Source organism: Kordia antarctica (genome assembly GCF_009901525.1).
Taxonomy (GTDB): Bacteria; Bacteroidota; Bacteroidia; order Flavobacteriales; family Flavobacteriaceae; genus Kordia; species Kordia antarctica.
In genome coordinates this window covers 3288819-3309739 of record NZ_CP019288.1, presented here as the reverse complement: position 1 = coordinate 3309739, position 20921 = coordinate 3288819, and the positions used below count along the sequence as shown (strand labels likewise).

The 20921-nt window shown below is 34.9% G+C and carries 10 protein-coding genes; 9 read left to right on the top strand and 1 reads right to left on the bottom strand.

The features are described 5' to 3' along the window. The first annotated feature begins 25 nt into the window (after positions 1-25). The 6 genes from IMCC3317_RS13745 (at position 26) to purD (ending at position 7937) form a co-directional block, all read left to right on the top strand. On the top strand, positions 26-2071 hold the full coding sequence (locus IMCC3317_RS13745) for a polysaccharide biosynthesis protein (RefSeq protein WP_160130072.1): 2046 nt from the start codon (positions 26-28) through the stop codon (positions 2069-2071). A gap of 72 nt (positions 2072-2143) precedes the next feature. After that, entirely contained in the window at positions 2144-3454 is a 1311-nt protein-coding gene (locus IMCC3317_RS13740; protein ID WP_160130071.1) for a UDP-glucose dehydrogenase family protein, read from the top strand. 45 nt (positions 3455-3499) lie between these two features. After that, positions 3500-4486: a UDP-glucuronic acid decarboxylase family protein gene (locus IMCC3317_RS13735; RefSeq protein ID WP_160130070.1), complete on the top strand. Its 987-nt coding sequence runs from the start codon at positions 3500-3502 to the stop codon at positions 4484-4486. A 3-nt stretch (positions 4487-4489) separates the two neighbouring features. Beyond that, positions 4490-5896, top strand: coding sequence for an exopolysaccharide biosynthesis polyprenyl glycosylphosphotransferase (locus tag IMCC3317_RS13730; RefSeq protein ID WP_160130069.1), 1407 nt, complete (start codon positions 4490-4492; stop codon positions 5894-5896). A 2-nt stretch (positions 5897-5898) separates the two neighbouring features. Continuing rightward, positions 5899-6669: a glycosyltransferase family 2 protein gene (locus IMCC3317_RS13725; RefSeq protein ID WP_160130068.1), complete on the top strand. Its 771-nt coding sequence runs from the start codon at positions 5899-5901 to the stop codon at positions 6667-6669. Beyond that, the gene (gene purD / locus IMCC3317_RS13720) at positions 6666-7937 is read left to right on the top strand and encodes a phosphoribosylamine--glycine ligase (protein ID WP_160130067.1); all 1272 of its coding nucleotides are present in this window, start codon (positions 6666-6668) and stop codon (positions 7935-7937) included. Before IMCC3317_RS13725 ends, purD begins: the two co-directional genes overlap by 4 nt. On the opposite strand, the gene IMCC3317_RS13715 is transcribed toward purD, so the two are convergent. After that, positions 7932-8159, bottom strand: coding sequence for a DUF6341 family protein (locus IMCC3317_RS13715; RefSeq protein WP_160130066.1), 228 nt, complete (start codon positions 8157-8159; stop codon positions 7932-7934). The two genes, purD and IMCC3317_RS13715, sit on opposite strands and share 6 nt — an antisense overlap. Before the next feature lie 124 nt (positions 8160-8283). Between IMCC3317_RS13715 and IMCC3317_RS13710 the strand changes: the two genes are divergently transcribed. The 3 genes from IMCC3317_RS13710 (at position 8284) to IMCC3317_RS13700 (ending at position 20892) form a co-directional block, all read left to right on the top strand. After that, positions 8284-9129, top strand: coding sequence for a hypothetical protein (locus IMCC3317_RS13710; protein WP_160130065.1), 846 nt, complete (start codon positions 8284-8286; stop codon positions 9127-9129). Positions 9130-9385: 256 nt separating this feature from the next. Next, positions 9386-13513, top strand: coding sequence for an SdrD B-like domain-containing protein (locus tag IMCC3317_RS13705; RefSeq protein ID WP_160130064.1), 4128 nt, complete (start codon positions 9386-9388; stop codon positions 13511-13513). Between the two features lie 905 nt (positions 13514-14418). Continuing rightward, on the top strand, positions 14419-20892 hold the full coding sequence (locus IMCC3317_RS13700) for an SdrD B-like domain-containing protein (protein ID WP_160130063.1): 6474 nt from the start codon (positions 14419-14421) through the stop codon (positions 20890-20892). Positions 20893-20921: the final 29 nt, after the last annotated feature.

Below are 20921 nucleotides of genomic sequence, written 5' to 3'. Positions count from 1 at the left end.
CTAAAGAATCTGTTTTTTTGAGAAGATGAAGATACCGAATTCAAGAAAAATAAAAGAAGCACTAAAGCAAGTCCTAAAATCAAGCAAAAAGCGCATTGATTTCAAAAACATTGGATACTTGCCGAGATGGCTTATCCTATGTTTCGATATGTTTATTTGTTGTGTGGCAATCATAATAACAAGTGTTATTGTTGATAACATCAACATTAGCAATATTAATACACCAACCTCACAATCACTCTTTGGGTTTTCACCGAGCTCAGGATTGGTGCTAATTACCAACTTACTATTCTTTATATTTTTTAGAACATACGCAGGATTAATTCGTCACTCAACGTTCATTGACGCCATCAAATTTTTCTTAGCTTCACTATCAACCTTAATTACGTTATTAATTGTGGACTCTTCACACTTTATGTTTAGGGGAAGCAATCTATTCTTAATTCCCGAATTGTTTATATACTTCGTGATGTCGTTCACGTTTCTACTGCTCTTTAGAGTTTTAGTAAAACAAGTTTTTGAAGCGTATTTTGATTATGCTGCAAAAGAAGATCAAATCAAAGTAATGATTTACGGAATTGACTCTAACGCAATTGCAATCTCCAATGCGTTAAAAGTGGAACGTCCAATGCGATACAAACTAATCGGTTTCATTGACAAAAAAGGGAAAAATCAAAGTAAAGAAATCTTAGGATTACCAATCATTCACCTAAAAAGAAAACTCTCAGTTATCTTACGAGCGCATGGCGCAAATGCTATTATTTTAGCAGACAAATCCATCACGCAAGAAGAACGGATCAAAATTGTAGATGAATGTTTAGAGCATAACTTCAAAGTATTTAGAGCGCCAATTGTTTCCGATATGGAAGACAATGACAATGTAAACTTGGCGCAACAAATTCAAAACGTTCAAATTGAAGATTTACTAGAGCGCGAACCAATTGTTTTAAATAATAAGCTTATCGCGAAAGAACTCTACAACCGTAGAATCTTAGTTACAGGTGGCGCAGGTTCTATTGGAAGTGAAATTGCACGACAAGTTTCCAATTACAAACCGCAAAAACTAATCATTGTCGATCAGGCGGAAACACCATTGTATCAAATTCAAATGGAAATCAGGTCGAAATTTCCAGACTTAGACTTTGAAGCCATCATTGCAGATGTTCGTGACAAAGATAAATTGGATAACATTTTTGAACTCCACAAGCCACAAGTTGTCTATCATGCGGCAGCATACAAACATGTTCCATTAATGGAAGACAATCCGTCGCAAGCCATTTTTGTAAATGTAATGGGAACAAAAAATGTGGCAGATTGTTCTTTAAAACATAAAGTTGAAAAATTTGTATTAGTTTCTACGGACAAAGCGGTAAACCCAAGTAATGTAATGGGCGCATCCAAACGTATTGCAGAAATTTATGTGCAAACCTTGCAAGAAACCTTCAAGAAAGATACACGATATACAACAAACTATGTCACAACTCGTTTTGGAAACGTATTAGGTTCCAACGGTTCGGTTGTGCCATTATTCAAAAAGCAAATTGCAGAAGGCGGACCATTAACAATTACGCATCCAGATATCATTCGGTATTTCATGACCATTCCTGAAGCGTGTCAATTAGTATTAGAAGCTGGCGCGATGGGACATGGAGGAGAAATCTACATATTTGATATGGGAGAAGCCGTGAAAATTATTGACTTAGCCAAAAAAATTATCAAACTAGCAGGATTTATTCCAAATAAAGACATTCACATTAAAATCATCGGATTGCGCCCTGGAGAAAAGTTATACGAAGAATTGCTCAATGACAAATCGACGACGTTGCCAACGTACAATGAAAAAATAATGATTGCGCGTGGCGAAATGTATGATTATGAAGAAATCAATAGTAATATTGGTGAATTGATTGATTCTGCAGCACTTTTTGACAAAGTAGAAGTCGTAAAACGTATGAAAGCGATTGTTCCTGAATACAAGAGTATGAATTCTTCCTATGAAAAATTAGACAAAAAAGAAAAAGATACTCCTATCAATACACTCAAAAAAGCAAAAGTAAAAGTCACAAAATAAAATATCAAATCCAAGAGTTAGCGTTTTCTAAAAAACCAAAACTCAAAAGATTGCAACATAAAAAAGAGATCAATGAAAATAACTGTTGTTGGAACAGGATATGTAGGACTAGTCACAGGAACGTGCCTAGCTGAAACGGGAAATGATGTACTCTGTGTCGATATAGACAAGCGTAAAGTGGAACGAATGCAAAACAAAGAAGTTCCTATTTACGAGCCACATTTAGATATACTTTTTGAAAGAAACATAAACGCAGGTCGTTTAAAATTTACAACTTCATTAGAAGAAGGATTAGCGCACGGAAAAATTATATTTTTAGCATTGCCAACGCCAGAAGATGAAGATGGTTCTGCCGATTTATCATACGTATTAGGCGTTGCCGAAAACATTGGAAAACTAATGACGGAATATCGTGTCATTGTTGACAAAAGTACGGTGCCAGTTGGAACTGCCGAAAAAGTAACTTCGGTTATTGCAGAAAACGCAACGGTAGATTTTGATGTAGTTTCAAACCCAGAATTTTTACGTGAAGGTTTTGCTGTTGATGATTTCATGAAGCCAGAACGCATTGTCATTGGTTCAAGTTCAGAAAGAGCTACGGAACTCATGCAGCGTTTGTACAAACCGTTTGTACGTTCAGGGAATCCGATCTTGATTATGGATGAAAAATCTGCGGAGCTTACAAAATACGCTTCAAATTCGTTTTTAGCGGCGAAAATTACGTTCATGAACGAAATTGCTAATTTCTGTGAAAAAGTTGGCGCAGACGTTGACAAAGTTCGTATCGGAATGGGAACAGACTCACGAATTGGAAAACGTTTCCTATTTCCAGGAATTGGTTATGGCGGATCGTGTTTTCCAAAAGATGTAAAAGCATTGTACAAATCGGGAAAAGATAATAACTACAATTTTCAAATATTGGACGCGGTTATCAATGTAAACGATAAGCAAAAAACAGCGTTAATTCCGAAAGTAGTCAATCACTTAGGAGAAGATTTAACAGGAAAAACAATTGCAATTTGGGGATTGTCTTTCAAACCAGAAACTGACGACATTCGCGAAGCGCCATCTTTATATATTATTGACGCATTATTAGCAAAAGGAGCAAAACTAAAAGTATTTGATCCGGAAGCAATGGACAATGTTAAAGCAAAACTTGGCGACAAAGTGGAATATGCAGATAGCATGTACGAAGCCATTTCAAATACAGATGCATTAATTATTTGTACAGAATGGAGCATTTTTAGAACGCCAAATTTCAAAAAGTTAAGAGAACATCTAAATCAACCGATCATTTTTGACGGTAGAAATTTATATGATGTAGCTGACATGGAAAAAGAAGGATTCACCTATTTCTCTATTGGACGAAAAGAAGTATTATAATGAATTCGTTTAAATGAGTTCAACACCAACTAATCAACAATTGCAATGAAACGAATTCTAATTACGGGAGCAGCCGGATTTATAGGTTCACACTTATGTGATCGCTTCATAAAAGAAGGATATCACGTTATTGGAATGGACAATCTTATTACGGGAGACATTCGTAACATTGAACATTTATTTCACTTAGAACACTTTGATTTTTATCATCACGATGTGACAAAATTTGTACACGTGCCTGATAAGTTAGACTATATTTTACACTTTGCATCGCCAGCAAGTCCGATAGATTATTTAAAAATTCCGATTCAAACCTTGAAAGTAGGTTCGTTAGGAACACATAATTTATTAGGCTTAGCCAAAGAAAAAAACGCACGTATTTTAATTGCGTCTACTTCGGAAGTATATGGAGATCCATTAGTGCATCCGCAATCGGAAGAATATTACGGAAACGTAAATACTATTGGTCCACGCGGCGTTTATGACGAAGCCAAACGATTCCAAGAATCTATTACAATGGCGTATCATAGATTTCACGGATTGGAAACGCGAATTGTTCGAATATTCAATACATACGGACCAAGAATGCGATTGAATGACGGACGTGTGATTCCTGCATTTATTGGGCAAGCGTTACGCGGCGAAGATTTAACCGTTTTTGGAGATGGAACACAAACACGTTCCTTTTGTTATATTACCGATCAAGTAGAAGGAATTTTTAGATTGTTAATGAGTGATTATGTAGATCCAGTAAATATTGGAAATCCGCACGAAATTACGATTGGAGATTTTGCAGAAGAAATCATCAAACTTACGGGAACATCACAAAAAGTAATCTACAAAGAATTGCCAGTTGATGATCCATTAAAGCGAAAGCCAGATATTAGCAAAGCGAAAGAAATTCTAAACTGGGAACCAAAAGTAGATCGTGCTGAAGGAATGAAAAAAACCTACGATTACTTTAAATCATTACCAGAAAAAGAATTATTCAAAAAAGAACACAAAGATTTTTCAACGTATACAAGAATGTAATTCATGCGCACAAAAGGAAGATATTCATGGCTATTGAGACCCTTTTTTGTGGTGTTCGATTTGTGCGTCATAAATATCCTTGTCTTTTGGTTTTTTGACTTTAACGATCAGGATTTATACTTTTTTGATTCTTCTTTTTGGAATAATAAACACTTGTTATTCATCTTATATACGATCATTTTTTGGCCGTTATCATCTATCTATTTAAAATTTTACAACGTATATCGGTTTACATCAATTCCACATATTTTATCCTTACTCATTAAACAATTATTAGCGTACACCTTAATTATGTATGCGTTTATCGGAATTTTTAGAAGTATCGACGTACAAGCTTTTGTGACGTTTAAATACCTACTATTGAGTTTTGGAATTATCGGTTTGGGTAAAATAATTGGGTATTATGGTTTAAAAAAATACCGCGCCGTTTTAGATGGAAATATTCGTAGAGTTATTATTATTGGATATAATTCGGGCGCGCAAGAATTAGAGCGTTTATTCAAAAATAACAAAGAACTTGGATACAAAATTTCGGGTATCTTTAGTGATAAAAAAAGTGAAGCAATTACAGGAACTATTGAAGAAAGTTTTCATTTTATAGAAAAAGAACAAGGTATTGACGAAATTTACTGTGCCATTGATGAACTCAGCGAAAAGCATGTAAACGATTATGTGAAATATGCGAGTTTGAATATGATTAATATCAAGTTCATTCCAAACACAAAAAAGTTAGTTACCAAACGACTCAAAACAGATTACTACAACTATTTGCCTATATTATCCATTCAGGAAGTTGCTTTAAACAATAACTTAAACCGGTTTATTAAACGCGCGTTTGATATTGCTTTTTCGTTATTTATTATCATTTTTCTGCTCTCTTGGTTTATTCCATTAATGGCAATATTGATAAAACTAGAATCAAAAGGACCAGTTTTTTATAAGCACATTCGGAATGGAATGAATTACAAAGAATTTACTTGTTACAAATTTCGGTCGCTGAATTACGATAAAGATTCAGACTTAAAACAAGTGGAAGAAGAAGATTCACGTGTGACCAAAATTGGGCGTTTTATTCGAAAAACAAGCATTGACGAATTGCCACAATTTTTCAATGTATTAAAAGGCGATATGTCCGTTATTGGACCACGACCACACATGATTCCGTATACAAGTCAGTACGCCAAAAAGATTGATAAATACAATTTTGTATTCCGCCACAGCGTAAAACCTGGAATTTCCGGATTGGCACAAGTAAAAGGTTATCGCGGCGAAATTAAAAATGATGAAGACATCATCAATCGCATCAAATACGACATTTTTTACATTGAAAATTGGTCACTATTCTTAGACATAAAAATTATTTTTGAAACGATTGCAAACATTCTCAAAGGAGAAAAAAAGGCATACTAATTATGCAACAACCGCTAGTTTCTGTCATTACGCCAACGTATAATTCTGAAGTATTTATTTCGGAAACGATTGATTCTATTCGTGCGCAAACCTATACAAATTGGGAACTTATTTTGGTCGATGATGCTTCTTCCGACACTACTGTAGAAATTTTACAGCACTATTCCACCTTAGACAAACGAATCACGTTTTATGTATTAGACACAAATTCGGGCGCAGCAATTGCTCGAAATACCGCGATTGAAAAAGCTTCTGGTAGTTTCATTGCTTTTTTAGATGCAGACGATTTATGGAAGCCTGAAAAACTTTCAAAACAAATCAGCTTCATGCAAACAAAAGATATTGCAGTTAGTTTTTCTAGTTATGAATTGATGAATGAAAAAGGAACATCATTAGGAAAAATGATTAAAGCCTTGCCAACAGTGAATTACGCTAAAATGCTCAAAAGTAATTACGTCGGAAACCTTACGGGAATGTATAATGCGGAGAAACTTGGTAAAGTATATATGCCAAATATTAGGAAGCGACAAGATTGGGCTTTATGGTTAAAACTGATTAAAAAAGTTGGAAAAGCGCACAGTTTGGAAGAACCGTTGGCAAAATATCGTGTACGTGACAATTCAATTTCATCAAATAAAATAAATTTATTGAAATACAACTATGCTATTTACAGAAAGGCACTTAAATTTGGGGCTTTCAAATCGAGTTTATATTTAGTTCGATTTTTAATAGAACATTTCTTTATAAAACCACAACAAACAACACAACTATGAACATTCTTGTTTTAGGATCAGGCGGAAGAGAACACACATTTGCTTGGAAACTATCAAAAAGTCCATTACTCACCAAGCTTTTTGTAGCGCCAGGAAATGCTGGAACGGCGGCAATTGCTGAAAATGTAGCAATGAGCGTGAATGATTTTGAAGCGATTGGAAAATTTTCAGTAGAAAACAACATTGATATTGTCGTAGTTGGACCAGAAGATCCATTGGTAAACGGAATTCATGATTATTTTTTGAATGATGAAGCGTTAAACCAAATTCACATCATTGGTCCGCAAAAAGCAGCCGCCGAATTAGAAGGAAGCAAAGAGTTTGCTAAGAAATTTATGATGCGTCACAACATTCCAACAGCGGCGTATGAAAGTTTTACCAAAGAAACCGTAGAAGCTGGTTGCGAATTTTTAACCACATTACAATCGCCATATGTATTAAAAGCAGATGGTTTGGCGGCTGGAAAAGGTGTGTTAATTATAAAAGATTTAAAAGAAGCGCAAGATTCCTTACGTGAAATGTTAGTCGATGCAAAATTTGGCGACGCAAGTACAAAAGTTGTGATTGAAGAATTTTTGGATGGAATTGAATTGAGTTGTTTCGTTTTAACAGATGGAAAAAACTATGTGACACTTCCAACTGCGAAAGACTATAAACGTATTGGAGAAGGCGACACTGGATTGAACACAGGCGGAATGGGCGCAATATCGCCAGTTCCTTTTGCAGATGCGGAGTTTATGGAAAAGATTGAAACGCGCATCATACAACCAACTATTGACGGTTTTCAGAAAGATAACTTGCCCTATAAAGGATTTGTTTTTATTGGATTGATCAAAGTTGGAAATGATCCGTTTGTGATAGAATATAATGTACGAATGGGCGATCCGGAAACGGAAGTTGTGATTCCAAGATTAGAGAATGATTTGGCGGAGTTGTTTCAAGCAATAGGAAATCAAACATTGGATAAAATCACATTACAGATTAAAAAAGAAGCGGCAACGACAATAATGGTCGTTTCTGGCGGATATCCGGAAGCGTATGAAAAAGGAAAAGAAATTACGGGTGTAGAAAGCATTACAGATTCTATCGTGTTTCACGCAGGAACAAAATTGGAAGGAAATAAGGTAGTTACAAACGGCGGAAGAGTGATTGCAATTACATCGCAAGCAATTACGTATGAAGAAGCCATAAAAAAATCTTATCAAAATATAAACAAGTTACATTTTGATAAGATGTATTATAGAAAAGATATCGGTTTCGACTTATAAATAAGAATGAGACGATATGTCTTTACGTTCTTCGCCATTGTCGTTGAATTTCTTTAACTGTAAAACCCAATATACCATAGCAGAAGCTGCTATAATCATAAAGATCCAGTTGATTGCATTTGCTGCTGCCCAATTTTCTAATTCCATTGCTCGCAAAGAATTAAAAGGAGCAAGAAGTACGTTTTCACTAAAGTCTGCAATTCCTTCAAAAATATTTTTCATCGATAAAACATATTATATTTACAGTACAAAAATATAAAAACCAATAATGATAACAAGCGTTTTTAGCAAATCTAAACCAATAAATTTTATACTGTGTGCGGTAATTATACTCGTATATTTTGTAATGTGCTTATTTTCAAGTGATAAGGAGTTTGGTTTGGATATGTTAACACTGGAAGTTCCGATTGTATTTTTACTACTCTTTTCCTTATTTATGGTAGATTTTATCGTAAAAAAGAACGATTTCATGCAACAGAACGATTTTACGCTCTTATTTGTCACGATTTTTTTAGGATTATTTCCTGATATTTTTGCACATTTAAACATAGTGTGTATTTATGTTTTGGTATTGCTTGCTTTTAGAAGAATCATTAGTTTGCGAACGCTAAACAGTACAAAACAGAAACTTTTTGACGCATCTTTATATATAGCACTTGCAGTTTTGTTTGATTCTTGGATGATTTTGTATCTATTCATTATATACATGTCCATCCTTGTATATGTATCAAACGATTATAGAAACTGGTTGGTTCCCATAGTTAGTTTCTTGGGAATACTATTTATATATACAACATCTTTATATCTTACGAGTGAAAACATTCTTACAGACTCATTATTTCAGTTTGATATAAAAATTAATTATTCAACAACAGGTTACAGACGAATTTTGCTACATGTGTTAATTACCTCATTATTTAGCATAAATTTTATAATCTTTTTTTTAAAATACAAAACGTATTCTTCTCAGAAAAAGGTTTCTTTTTTACTAATAAAGGCACTTTTTTTTATAGGAGTTGGGTATGTGTTGTTTGCAAAAAAAGGGATTCAAAATACTGAAATAGTACTACTATTTCCATTAGCAATCCTTATGGCTAATCTTCTAGGAAATATTGAAAACAAAAGGATAGGCGATATTTTGTTGTTTTCACTACTGATTGTTGGCTTTTTAGTTAACTTTTTTCTGAAATAGGCACAGAAAGCGTAATTATTCAATAGTTTTTGTCAATATTATTGTAATGTATTAATCACATAACATGTTTTTTATCGATTTTAATGGTGTTTTTAGCTAAATAAAAAATTTGTAGTCCGCTTATTGGAAACTATTATAGAAATTGAAAGTGCTCATATGACTGAGAATTAAGACACTCATCTCAAATTTTAGTATTAATTTTTTCTATTTGTGTACCCTTTGGGTATCTAAAATAGCTAACCAAACAACCAAATCAATGAAGAATAGAATTACTCTTTTAGTTCTAATAACATTATTAGGATTTACAAATGTTTTCGCGAATTCCGTACCCGGAAGTGAAAATACCGTCGAGAATGAAATTATGACTACTGGTGATAACTCGATTATCATTTCAGCAGGAAAGCGAATTTACACGCTTGACATGAACACGTATCAAGCTACGTTGTTGGCAACATCACCTTACGTAAATGAAATTAACTCCATCGCTAGTGACAACACTACAGGATGGATTTTTTACGTTTCTAACCACATTTCTAGATACAATTGGACGATATATGGTTACAATGTGTACACAAACACACACAAAAATTTTGGATCAGTTAGAAATTACTTTACGTCTACTGGTCACGCGTACTCTTCTAGAGGTTTAGCTTCTGGTGGAGCAACTTTCTACAACGGGAAACTATATTTCGCAATGGAATATCCTACGCACTGTTATTATGGCAGAGGCGAAAATTCAGGTAATGAAAACCCAAAAGATGAATTGTCAAACAATGTGAGGTCGTCAGGAACAGTGTCAAACACACTATTTACGAATGGGCCAATTACTAGAAATTCTTCTGATGAAGCTGCAGATACTGGTGGAAGAACTGGTACTGGAGAAACTAATGCTGATTTCCAAATTTTAGAAACGGAAGAAGCAAATAAGGCAAATGAGTTTGTTAATGATTACCTTTCTGAAGAAGACTTACCAGTGAATAATACTGCTGATGGTGCTTTACAGCAAAGAGGAACATCCAACGCTGAAAGTGGTTCTTATAGTTATTACAGTAGCTCGTACAACAACAGAATATATTTATTAGAAATCTCTTTTAGTGGATTAGCTGATGCTTATGGAAATACTACAGCTGTATCTAACGGAACACCTGTATATGATAACAACGGATATTCTAGTTTCTTATTTAGAGGAGAACTTGGAGATATTGTAGTTGATGATAACGGTCAATTATACGCTGCCACATCTTACCAAATACAAGCTTACAACTTTAATAGCAACACCTATGACTGGGCTAACAATGAAGATGTATATGCGCAAATGGCGAAAGATAAAAACAGCGCACTTCAATTATTAAAGAACAAAAGACAATGTTATACTACTCCAGGAGGAGATGATGATGACGATGATGACGATGATGATGATGATGATGATGATGATGATGATGATGATGATGATGATGATGATGATGATGATGATGATGATGATGATGATGATGATGATGATGATGATGACGATGACGACGACGACGACGACGACGACGATGATGATAACAATGACGATGATGATGACGACAATGATGATGACGACGATGATGATCGTAGTTATGGAGATAATGAGAGTGACAATGATGATAACGACGACGACGATAACAATGATAATGATGATGATGACGACGATAATGACGATGACGACGACGACGATGACGATGACGATGACGATGACGATGATGATGATGATGATGATGATGATGACGATGACGATGATGATGATGATGACGATGATGATGATGATGATGATGATGACGATGACAATTGTCCACACACAAATTGTACAACAAAGAGTTTCGTACAAAGTTATACGGCTCCATCAAGTTTAAGAACGTATAACAACCTTCAAATAGGATCACTAAATGAAATCACTGGATTAGATCCTCATGATGTTGGTAAAATTACAGACGCTTCTGATTACATCAGATTAACGCCACCTGTATCATACAAGATAGAAGGTTTCGTATTTGACGATAACAACGAAGATGGAAATCTTGATACTGGAGAAACTAAATTAGATGGTGTCGCAGTAACATTATATGCAGATAACAATACTGATGGAGTTTTAGATGCTGGTGATACAGTAATTGAATCTCTAAATACTGATGCAACAGGAAACTATACATTCAATGATGTACAAGTTGCAAACACGCTAGTGCAAGTAACTGTACCAACTGATGATGGCGGTTTCACATATAATTTAACAACTGCTGAGGTCATTGCTGTAACTGGAAGTACTTCTGATGTAACAGGGATTGTATTTGGAATCAACCAAGTACAAATAAATTACAACATCTCAGGAATTGTATTTGATGACAATGACAGAAATGGTGTAAAAGATATGGGCGAAGGATTTATCGGAGCTGCTTTACTTACACTATATGCTGATACTAACAATGACGGAGTTTTAGATGCTGGTGATACTATAATCACTACAACTACAACGGATATCATGTCAGGAAACTATGGCTTTACTAATGTTACTGTTATGAACACAATAGTTCAAGTAACAGTACCAGGAAACACAACAACCTTTACATTTGTACCAACAACTCCAACAGAACAAGCCGTAAGTTCAACAATTGTAAATGTACCTAACGTTAACTTTGGAATTGATAGAGTACAAATAATCAACTACAATATCTCAGGAACTGTATTTGATGATGATAATGCAAACGGAGTGATCGATGAAGCTGGAAGATTAAGTAATGTAACGCTTACATTATATGAAGATACCGACAACAACGGAACTTTAGGAACTGTTGATACAGTAATAGGTTCTACAACTTCTGCTACTGACGGAACATACACGTTCAGCAATGTAACTGCACGAAGAACATTAGTAGCGGTAACTGTACCAGCAAATGATGGTTCTTTTACCTATACATTAACAACAGCAGCAACAAGAGTTACTAGTTCAATAGTTACCAATGTTACTGGAGTTAATTTTGGAATCAACCAACAAAATGCTTCATACGCTATCTCAGGAAACGTTTTCAATGATGTAAACGCAGACGGAAACAATGATGCTACTGATGGAGGTTTAAATAATGTAACTGTTAATTTATACAGAGACATAAACCAAAATGGAAGAATTGATAGAGGAGAGCCATTAATCACTACAACGACTTCAGACAGAAATGGTAATTACCAATTCACTGGAGTAACAGATGTATTTGTGGTAGTACAAATAGTAGTACCAAACAACACGGCACAATTTCAGTACGTGGCTACAACTCCAATCAGTGTGGCTTTAAGTACAGGAGCTACTGTTATAAATGTAGACTTTGGTATTCAAAGAACATTAATTGTCTTATACAATGTAAGAGGTATTATTTGGAGTGATGAGAATTCTAATCAAGTTGAAGATCCACTAGAACTAAGATTAGAAGGTATTGGTGTAACACTTTATAAAGATGTTAACGGAAACGGAATTATTGACACAGGGACAGACACGGCAATAAGCACAGTTTTCACTTCAGTAACTGGAGTTTATCAGTTTACTAATGTGAACTTTACAAATGGAATTGTAGCACCAGCATTGCCATCAAACGCAACGTATACAACTTCAGGACAGCTAGCTGTTTCTAGTGTAAACATTGATGTAAACAATGTAGACTTTGGTATGTTAATTATACCAGACTTATTCCAAGTAACTGGTATTGTATTTGATGACGACAATGAAAATGGTATAGCTGATGTTGGCGAAGGTTCGTTAGACGGATTACCTGTTGAAATCTATATGGATACAGATTTATCAGGAACATTTGATGCTAACTTTGATACATTAATTGCACTTACGCAAACAGCAAACGGAGGATTCGACTTTACAACTCCTAACTATATTGTAGATAATATTCCTTTAGGACAAGTATTTGTTGTAATAGTAATTCCAGCACCAAACCCTCCATTTGAGACATGGACATCAACATATGATCCAGACACAGGAACTGCAAATCCAGACGGAGTATTTCCAACAATTATGACAGGAAATATTGCAGGAGTAAACTTTGGAATCAATTATGTTAATACTAATGCTACATCTAGAGACGCAAACGGAGCTGATACTATGTATACAAACGCTGCTGAAGATGTATCTGAAAGATTAAGATTATATCCAAACCCAACTGTTAGCCAAATAGCTATCAACGCTGAGGAGTTTGCAGGAGACGTAACTGTTGAAATTTACAACGACAGAGGATACAGAGTGATGACTACAACGGTAAGTCCATTTGGAAACGAAGTTAAAGTAAACGTTCAAAGGCTAGCGCCAGGAATGTACTATGCTAAATTCGCATCTAGAAATAAAGTTGCTAGCAAGAAATTTATCAAAAGATAATTAACGATAGCAATTCCCCAACCTAATGAAAAGCCGCTGCAAAGCGGCTTTTCATGTTTCTAGTAAACATTAAATAATAGCGCATAATTCATTAAAATGAGGTTGCGCTATTTATTTTTTACAATCTTCATTGGATTATTTTACACGTTTCTTCCCGTATATAAATTGTATACACATTTTGGTATGAATAGGTTTTAGAGAAATCATCAGTTACGTTTACTAGGCTATGTAAAGCAGAAACTCTTTGATTCTAGGATAGTTTTCTTTGTATTTAGTTCTCTTTAAGATGAAAACATTCTTACAGGCTCATTATTTCAATTGGATATAAAAAATTAATTATTCAACGACAGGTTATAGACGAATTTTGTTACATGTGTTAATTACTTCATAATTTAGCATAAATTTTGTAATCTTTTTTTTAAAATACAAAACTTATTCTTCTCAGAAAAAATTTCTTTTTTACTAATAAAAGCACTTTTTTTATAGAAGTTGGGCATGTGTTGTTTGCAAAAAATGGGATTCAAAATACTGAAATAGTACCACTATTTCCATTAGCAATCTCTATGGCGAATCTTCTAGGAAATATTGAAAACAAAAGGATAGGCGATATTTTGCTGTTTTTGCTAATGATTGTTAGTTTTATATTCAATTTTTATTTAGAATAGACCTACAAACCGTAAATACGCGAACGTTTTTACGTACACAACCGTAGTATATTAAGTACGAAATGCACCCTTTCCCGATTTTAATGACGTTTTATCTAAAAGAAAAGAAGTTGTCTGTTTATTAGAAGAATTAAAAATATTTTTGTCACTGAGAATTAAGCCGCTCAACCCCAAACTTATTATTAATTTTTTCTATTCATGTGTAGGCATACATATAATAGTTAACTAAACAGCAAATCAATGAAGACTAAAATTACTCTATTAGTCCTAACAGTATTCCTAGGACTGACGAATGTTTTCGCAAATTCGATGCCATCGAGCGAGAATATTGTCGAAAATGAAATTATGACTACTGGTGATAACTCGATTATCATTTCAGCAGGAAAGCGAATTTACACGCTTGACATGAACACGTACCAAGCTACGTTGTTGGCAACATCACCTTACGTAAATGAAATTAACTCCATCGCTAGTGACAACACTACAGGATGGATTTTTTACGTTTCTAACCACATCTCTAGGTACAACTGGACGATATATGGTTACAATGTGTACACAAACACACACAAAAATTTTGGATCAGTTAGAAATTACTTTACGTCTACTGGTCACGCGTACTCTTCTAGAGGTTTAGCTTCTGGTGGAGCAACTTTCTACAACGGGAAATTATATTTCGCAATGGAATATCCTACGTACTGTTATTATGGTAGAGGTGAGAATTCTGGAAATGAAAACCCAAAAGACGAATTGTCAAACAATGTGAGAACGGCAGGAACAGTGTCAAACTCAATGTTTACAAATGGGCCAGTTCCTAGAAACAGTAACAGCATGTCTGAAACTGACGCAGCTGATAGTGGTAGAGAAGGAGAAGGAGAAACTGCTGCAGATTTCGTAATTATAGATGGAGAAGAAGCAAACGCTTTAAATGATCTTGTTAGTGACTACGTTCCTGAAGAAGATTTACCAGTTGATACTACTGCTGATGATACTTTACAACAAAGAGGAACCTCTAATGCTGAAAGTGGTTCTAGCTATTACAGTAGTTCGTACAACAACAGAATGTATTTATTAGAAATCTCTTTCAATGGATTATCTGATGCATCTGGAAGTACTGCTTCTGTATCAAACGGAAGACCTGTATATGACAACTGGGGATATTCTAGTTTCCGATACAGAGGAGAACTTGGAGATATCGTAGTTGATGATAACGGTCAGTTATACGCAGCTACTTCTTACCAAGTACAAGCTTACAACTTTAATAGCAACAGATATGACTGGGCTAACAACGAAGATGTATATGCTCAAATGGCGAAAGATAAAAACAGCGCACTTCAATTATTAAAAAACAAAAGACAATGTAGTACATCTTACTACTATGGTTGCCCACATACATCTTGTACAAAAAAGAGTTTTGTACAAAGTTATACGGCTCCATCAAGTCTTAGAACGTACAACAACCTTCAAATAGGTTCATTAAATGAAATTACTGGACTAAACAGCTATGATGTTGGTAAAATTACAGATGCATCTGATTATGTTAGATTAACGCCACCTGTATCTTATAAGATTGAAGGTTTCGCATTCGATGATAACAACGAAAACGGAAATCTTGATTCAGGAGAAACTAAATTAGATGGTGTTGCAGTAACATTATATGCAGATAACAACACTGATGGTGTTTTAGATGCTGGTGATACAGTAATCGAATCTCAAAATACAAATGCAACTGGAGACTACACATTTAATAATGTACAAGTAGCAAACACGTTAGTGCAAGTAACAGTACCAAGTAATGATGCTAGCTTTACATATACATTAACAACGGCGGAAGTTGTTGCTGTAACAGGTTCTACAGCTGATATTACAGGAATTAAATTCGGAATCAACAAACAACCAGTTGTTGTAAACGTAGCGTATGATATTTTCGGAACTGTTTATGATGACAACAACGAAAACGCAGCTTTAGAAGCAGGAGAAGCAGGATTGAACAATGTAACATTAACGTTATATGCTGATACAAATACTGACGGAGTTTTAGATGCTGGTGATACAGTAATCACTACAACTACTTCTGGAACTGATGGTTCATACAGCTTTTTACACGTATGTATTCAAAATACAATTGTTGCAGTAACTGTACCAACAAGTACTGGAAACTATACATACACATTAACAACACCTCCAACACAAGCTATTGATTCAATCAATACAAATGTAACAGGAGTTGATTTTGGAATCAACGAAGAGCAAGTTATCAACTACAATATCTCAGGAACTGTATTTGATGATGATAATGCAAACGGAGTTGTAGAAGCTGGAGAAGAAACATTAGAAAATGTTACAGTAACATTATATGCTGATAACAACAACAATGGAACTCAGGATGCTGGTGATACAGTAATCAGTTCAGCTAACACAATTGTAACAGGAACATACAACTTTACAAATGTAACTATTGAAAACACAGTAGTAGTGGTAACAGTACCAACTAACACAGTAGATTTCACATACACATTAACAACAGCAGGAGAGCAAAATACAAGTTCTACAACTACAGATGTTACTGGAGTTGACTTCGGAATCAATAAAGTACTAATTGTTGATTATAATATCTCAGGAACTGTATTTGATGATGATAACACAAACGGTGTAAACGATGCTGAAGCAGGATTAGACAATGTAACAATGATGTTATATGCTGATAATAATATTGATGGAGCTTTTGATACAGGAGATACAATGATTACTTCAACAACTACAGCAGTAGATGGAGGATATGCATTTTCAAATGTAACTGAAGAGCACACATTGGTAATGGTATCAGTACCAGCAAACACACCAAACTTTACATATGCTTCTACAACACCAGAATTATTAGCAGTAAATTCAACACTTAATGATGTTAATGACAAAGACTTTGGAATCAATAAAGTACAAGTTATTGACTACAATATCTCAGGAACTGTATTTGATGATGATAATGCAAACGGAACTCAAGATGCTGGTGACGGTGTTTTAAACGGAGTAACTGTAACATTATATGCTGATAACAATTCAAATGGAACTGTTGATGCGGGAGATACTACAATTACAACAATTACATCTGATGTAAACGGAGCATACAGCTTTGCAAATGTAACAGTTGGAAATACAGTAGTACAGGTAACAGTACCAACAGACACTGGAGATTTCACCTATACATTAACAACAGCAGGAGAACAAAATACAAGTTCAACAACTGCTGATTTAACTGGAGTAGATTTCGGAATCAATAAAGTACAAGTTATTAATTACAATATCTCAGGAACTGTATTTGATGATGATAATGCAAATGGTGTAAACGATGCTGAAGCAGGATTAAACGGATTAACAATCACATTGTATTCAGATAATGATGCTAGTGGAACGTTAAATGCTGGTGATGGATTCATTACAACTACAGCTACAGCTACTGATGGAACTTATAGTTTCTCTAATGTAACTACTGAAAACACTTTAGTAGCGGTAACAGTACCATCAAACACAGCTCAATTCTTATACACACCTACTACGGCTGTAATGTTAGCGGTAAGCTCAACAACTGCTGATGTAACTGGAGTAGATTTCGGAATCAATGAAGTAGAAGTTACTGATTATAACATTACAGGAACTGTATTTGATGATGATAATGCAAACGGTGTAAATGATGCTGAAGGCGTATTAGAAAACGTTACAGTTACTTTATACAACGATGTGAATGCTGACGGAATGTTAGATGCTGGGGATACAGTAATAACTACAACTACAACTATAGCAAACGGAACGTATATCTTTCCACATGTTGCAGTAAACAATACAGTAGTTGCGGTAACAGTACCAACAAACACTGTAGATTTCACATACACATTAACAACAGCTGGAGATCAAAACACAAGTTCTGCAACTACCGATGTAACTGGAGTAGATTTCGGAATCAATAAAGTACAAGTTATTGATTACAATATTTCAGGAACTGTATTTGATGACGATAACACAAATGGTGTAAACGATGCTGAAGCAGGATTAAACGGATTAACAATCACATTATATTCAGATAATGATGCTAGTGGAACGTTAAATGCTGGTGATGGATTCTTAGGAACAACTAGTACAGCTACTGATGGAACATATAGCTTCCTTAATGTAACTACTGAAAACACTTTAGTAGCAGTAACAGTACCATCAAACACACCTCAATTCTTATACACACCTACTACAGCTGTAATGTTAGCAGTAAGTTCAACAACTGCTGATGTAACTGGAGTAGATTTCGGAATCAACAAAGTAGAAATTATTAACTACAATGTCTCAGGAACTGTATTTGATGATAATAACGAAAGTGGTGTAAATGATGCTGGTGACGGAGTTTTAGACGGAATCAACATTACCTTATATGCTGATAACAACCAAGATGGAAATCTTGATGTAGGTGATACAACATTATCATCAACTTCAACAGGAGTAAACGGAGCATATAGTTTCTCAAACATTACTACGCAATATGTATTAGCGGTAGTAACAACTCCAGGAAACACAGCAACTCAGACATATGTATTAACAACGTCTAACACACAAGCTGCTAATTCAACAACTACAGATGTTACTGGATTAGACTTTGGTATCAACGAAAAGCTTGTTATTAATTACAACATCTCAGGAATTGTATTTGATGACAATGACAGAAATGGTGTAAAAGATATGGGCGAAGGATTTATCGGAGCTGCTTTACTTACACTATATGCTGATACTAACAATGACGGAGTTTTAGATGCTGGTGATACTATAATCACTACAACTACAACGGATATCATGTCAGGAAACTATGGCTTTACTAATGTTACTGTTATGAACACAATAGTTCAAGTAACAGTACCAGGAAACACAACAACCTTTACATTTGTACCAACGAGTCCAGTAGCAGAAGCTGTTAGTTCAGTAATGACTAATGTAACAGGTGTTGACTTTGGAATTGATAGAGTACAAGTAGTTAACTACAACATCTCAGGAACTGTATTTGATGATGATAATGCAAACGGAGTGATCGATGAAGCTGGAAGATTAAGTAATGTAACGCTTACATTATATGAAGATACTGACAACAACGGAACTTTAGGAACTGCTGATACAGTAATAGGTTCTACAACTTCTGCTACTGACGGAACATACACGTTCAGCAATGTAACTGCACGAAGAACATTAGTAGCGGTAACAGTACCAGCAAATGATAGTTCTTTTATCTATACATTAACAACAGCAGCAACAAGAGTTACTAGTTCAATAGTTACCAATGTTACTGGAGTTAATTTTGGAATCAACCAACAAAATGCTTCATACGCTATCTCAGGAAACGTTTTCAATGATGTAAACGCAGACGGAAACAATGATGCTACTGATGGAGGTTTAAATAATGTAACTGTTAATTTATACAGAGACATAAACCAAAATGGAAGAATTGATAGAGGAGAGCCATTAATCACTACAACGACTTCAGACAGAAATGGTAATTACCAATTCACTGGAGTAACAGATGTATTTGTGGTAGTACAAATAGTAGTACCACTTAACACTCCACAATTTCAGTACGTGGCTACAACTGCAGTAAGTGTGGCTTTAAGTACAGGAGCTACTGTTATAAATGTAGACTTTGGTATTCAAAGAACATTAATTGTCTTATACAATGTAAGAGGTTATGTTTGGAGTGATGAGAATGCTGACCAAAATCAAGATCCACTAGAACTAAGATTAGAAGGTATTGGAGTAACACTTTATGAAGATGTTAACGGAAACGGAATTATTGACGCAGGGACAGACTCTGTAGTAAGCACAGTTTTCACTTCAATAACTGGAGTTTATGAGTTTACAAATGTAAACCTTGCTAATGTAATTGTAGCACCAATATTACCATCAAATGGAACGTATACAACTTCAGGACAGCTAGCTGTTTCTAGTGTAAACACTGATGTAAACAATGTAATTTTTGGTATACAAATCACACCAAACTTATTCCAAGTAACTGGTGTTGTATTTGATGACGACAATGAAAATGGTATAGCTGATGTTGGCGAAGGTTCATTAGACGGATTGTCTGTTGAAATCTATGCTGATACAGATTTATCAGGAACATTTGATGCCAACTTTGATGTATTAATTGCACTTACGCAAACAGCAAACGGAGGATTCGACTTTACAAATCCTAACTATTTTGTAGATAATATCCCTCCAGGACAAGTATTTGTTGTAATAGTAATTCCAGCACCAAACCCTCCATTTGAGACATGGACACCAACATATGATCCAGATTCAGGAACTGCAAATCCAGACGGAGTATTTCCAACAATTATGACAGGAAATATTGCAGGAGTAAACTTTGGAATCAACTATGTTGATCTTAACTCTACATCTAGAGACGCAAACGGAGCTGATACTATGTATACAAACGCTGCTGAAGATGTATCTGAAAGATTAAGATTATATCCAAACCCAACTGTTAGCCAAATAGCTATCAACGCTGAGGAGTTTGCAGGAGACGTAACTGTTGAAATTTACAACGACAGAGGATACAGAGTGATGACTACAACGGTAAGTCCATTTGGAAACGAAGTTAAAGTAAACGTTCAAAGGCTAGCGCCAGGAATGTACTATGCTAAATTCGCATCTAGAAATAAAGTTGCTAGCAAGAAATTTATCAAAAGATAATTAACGATAGCAATAATTCCCCAACCTAA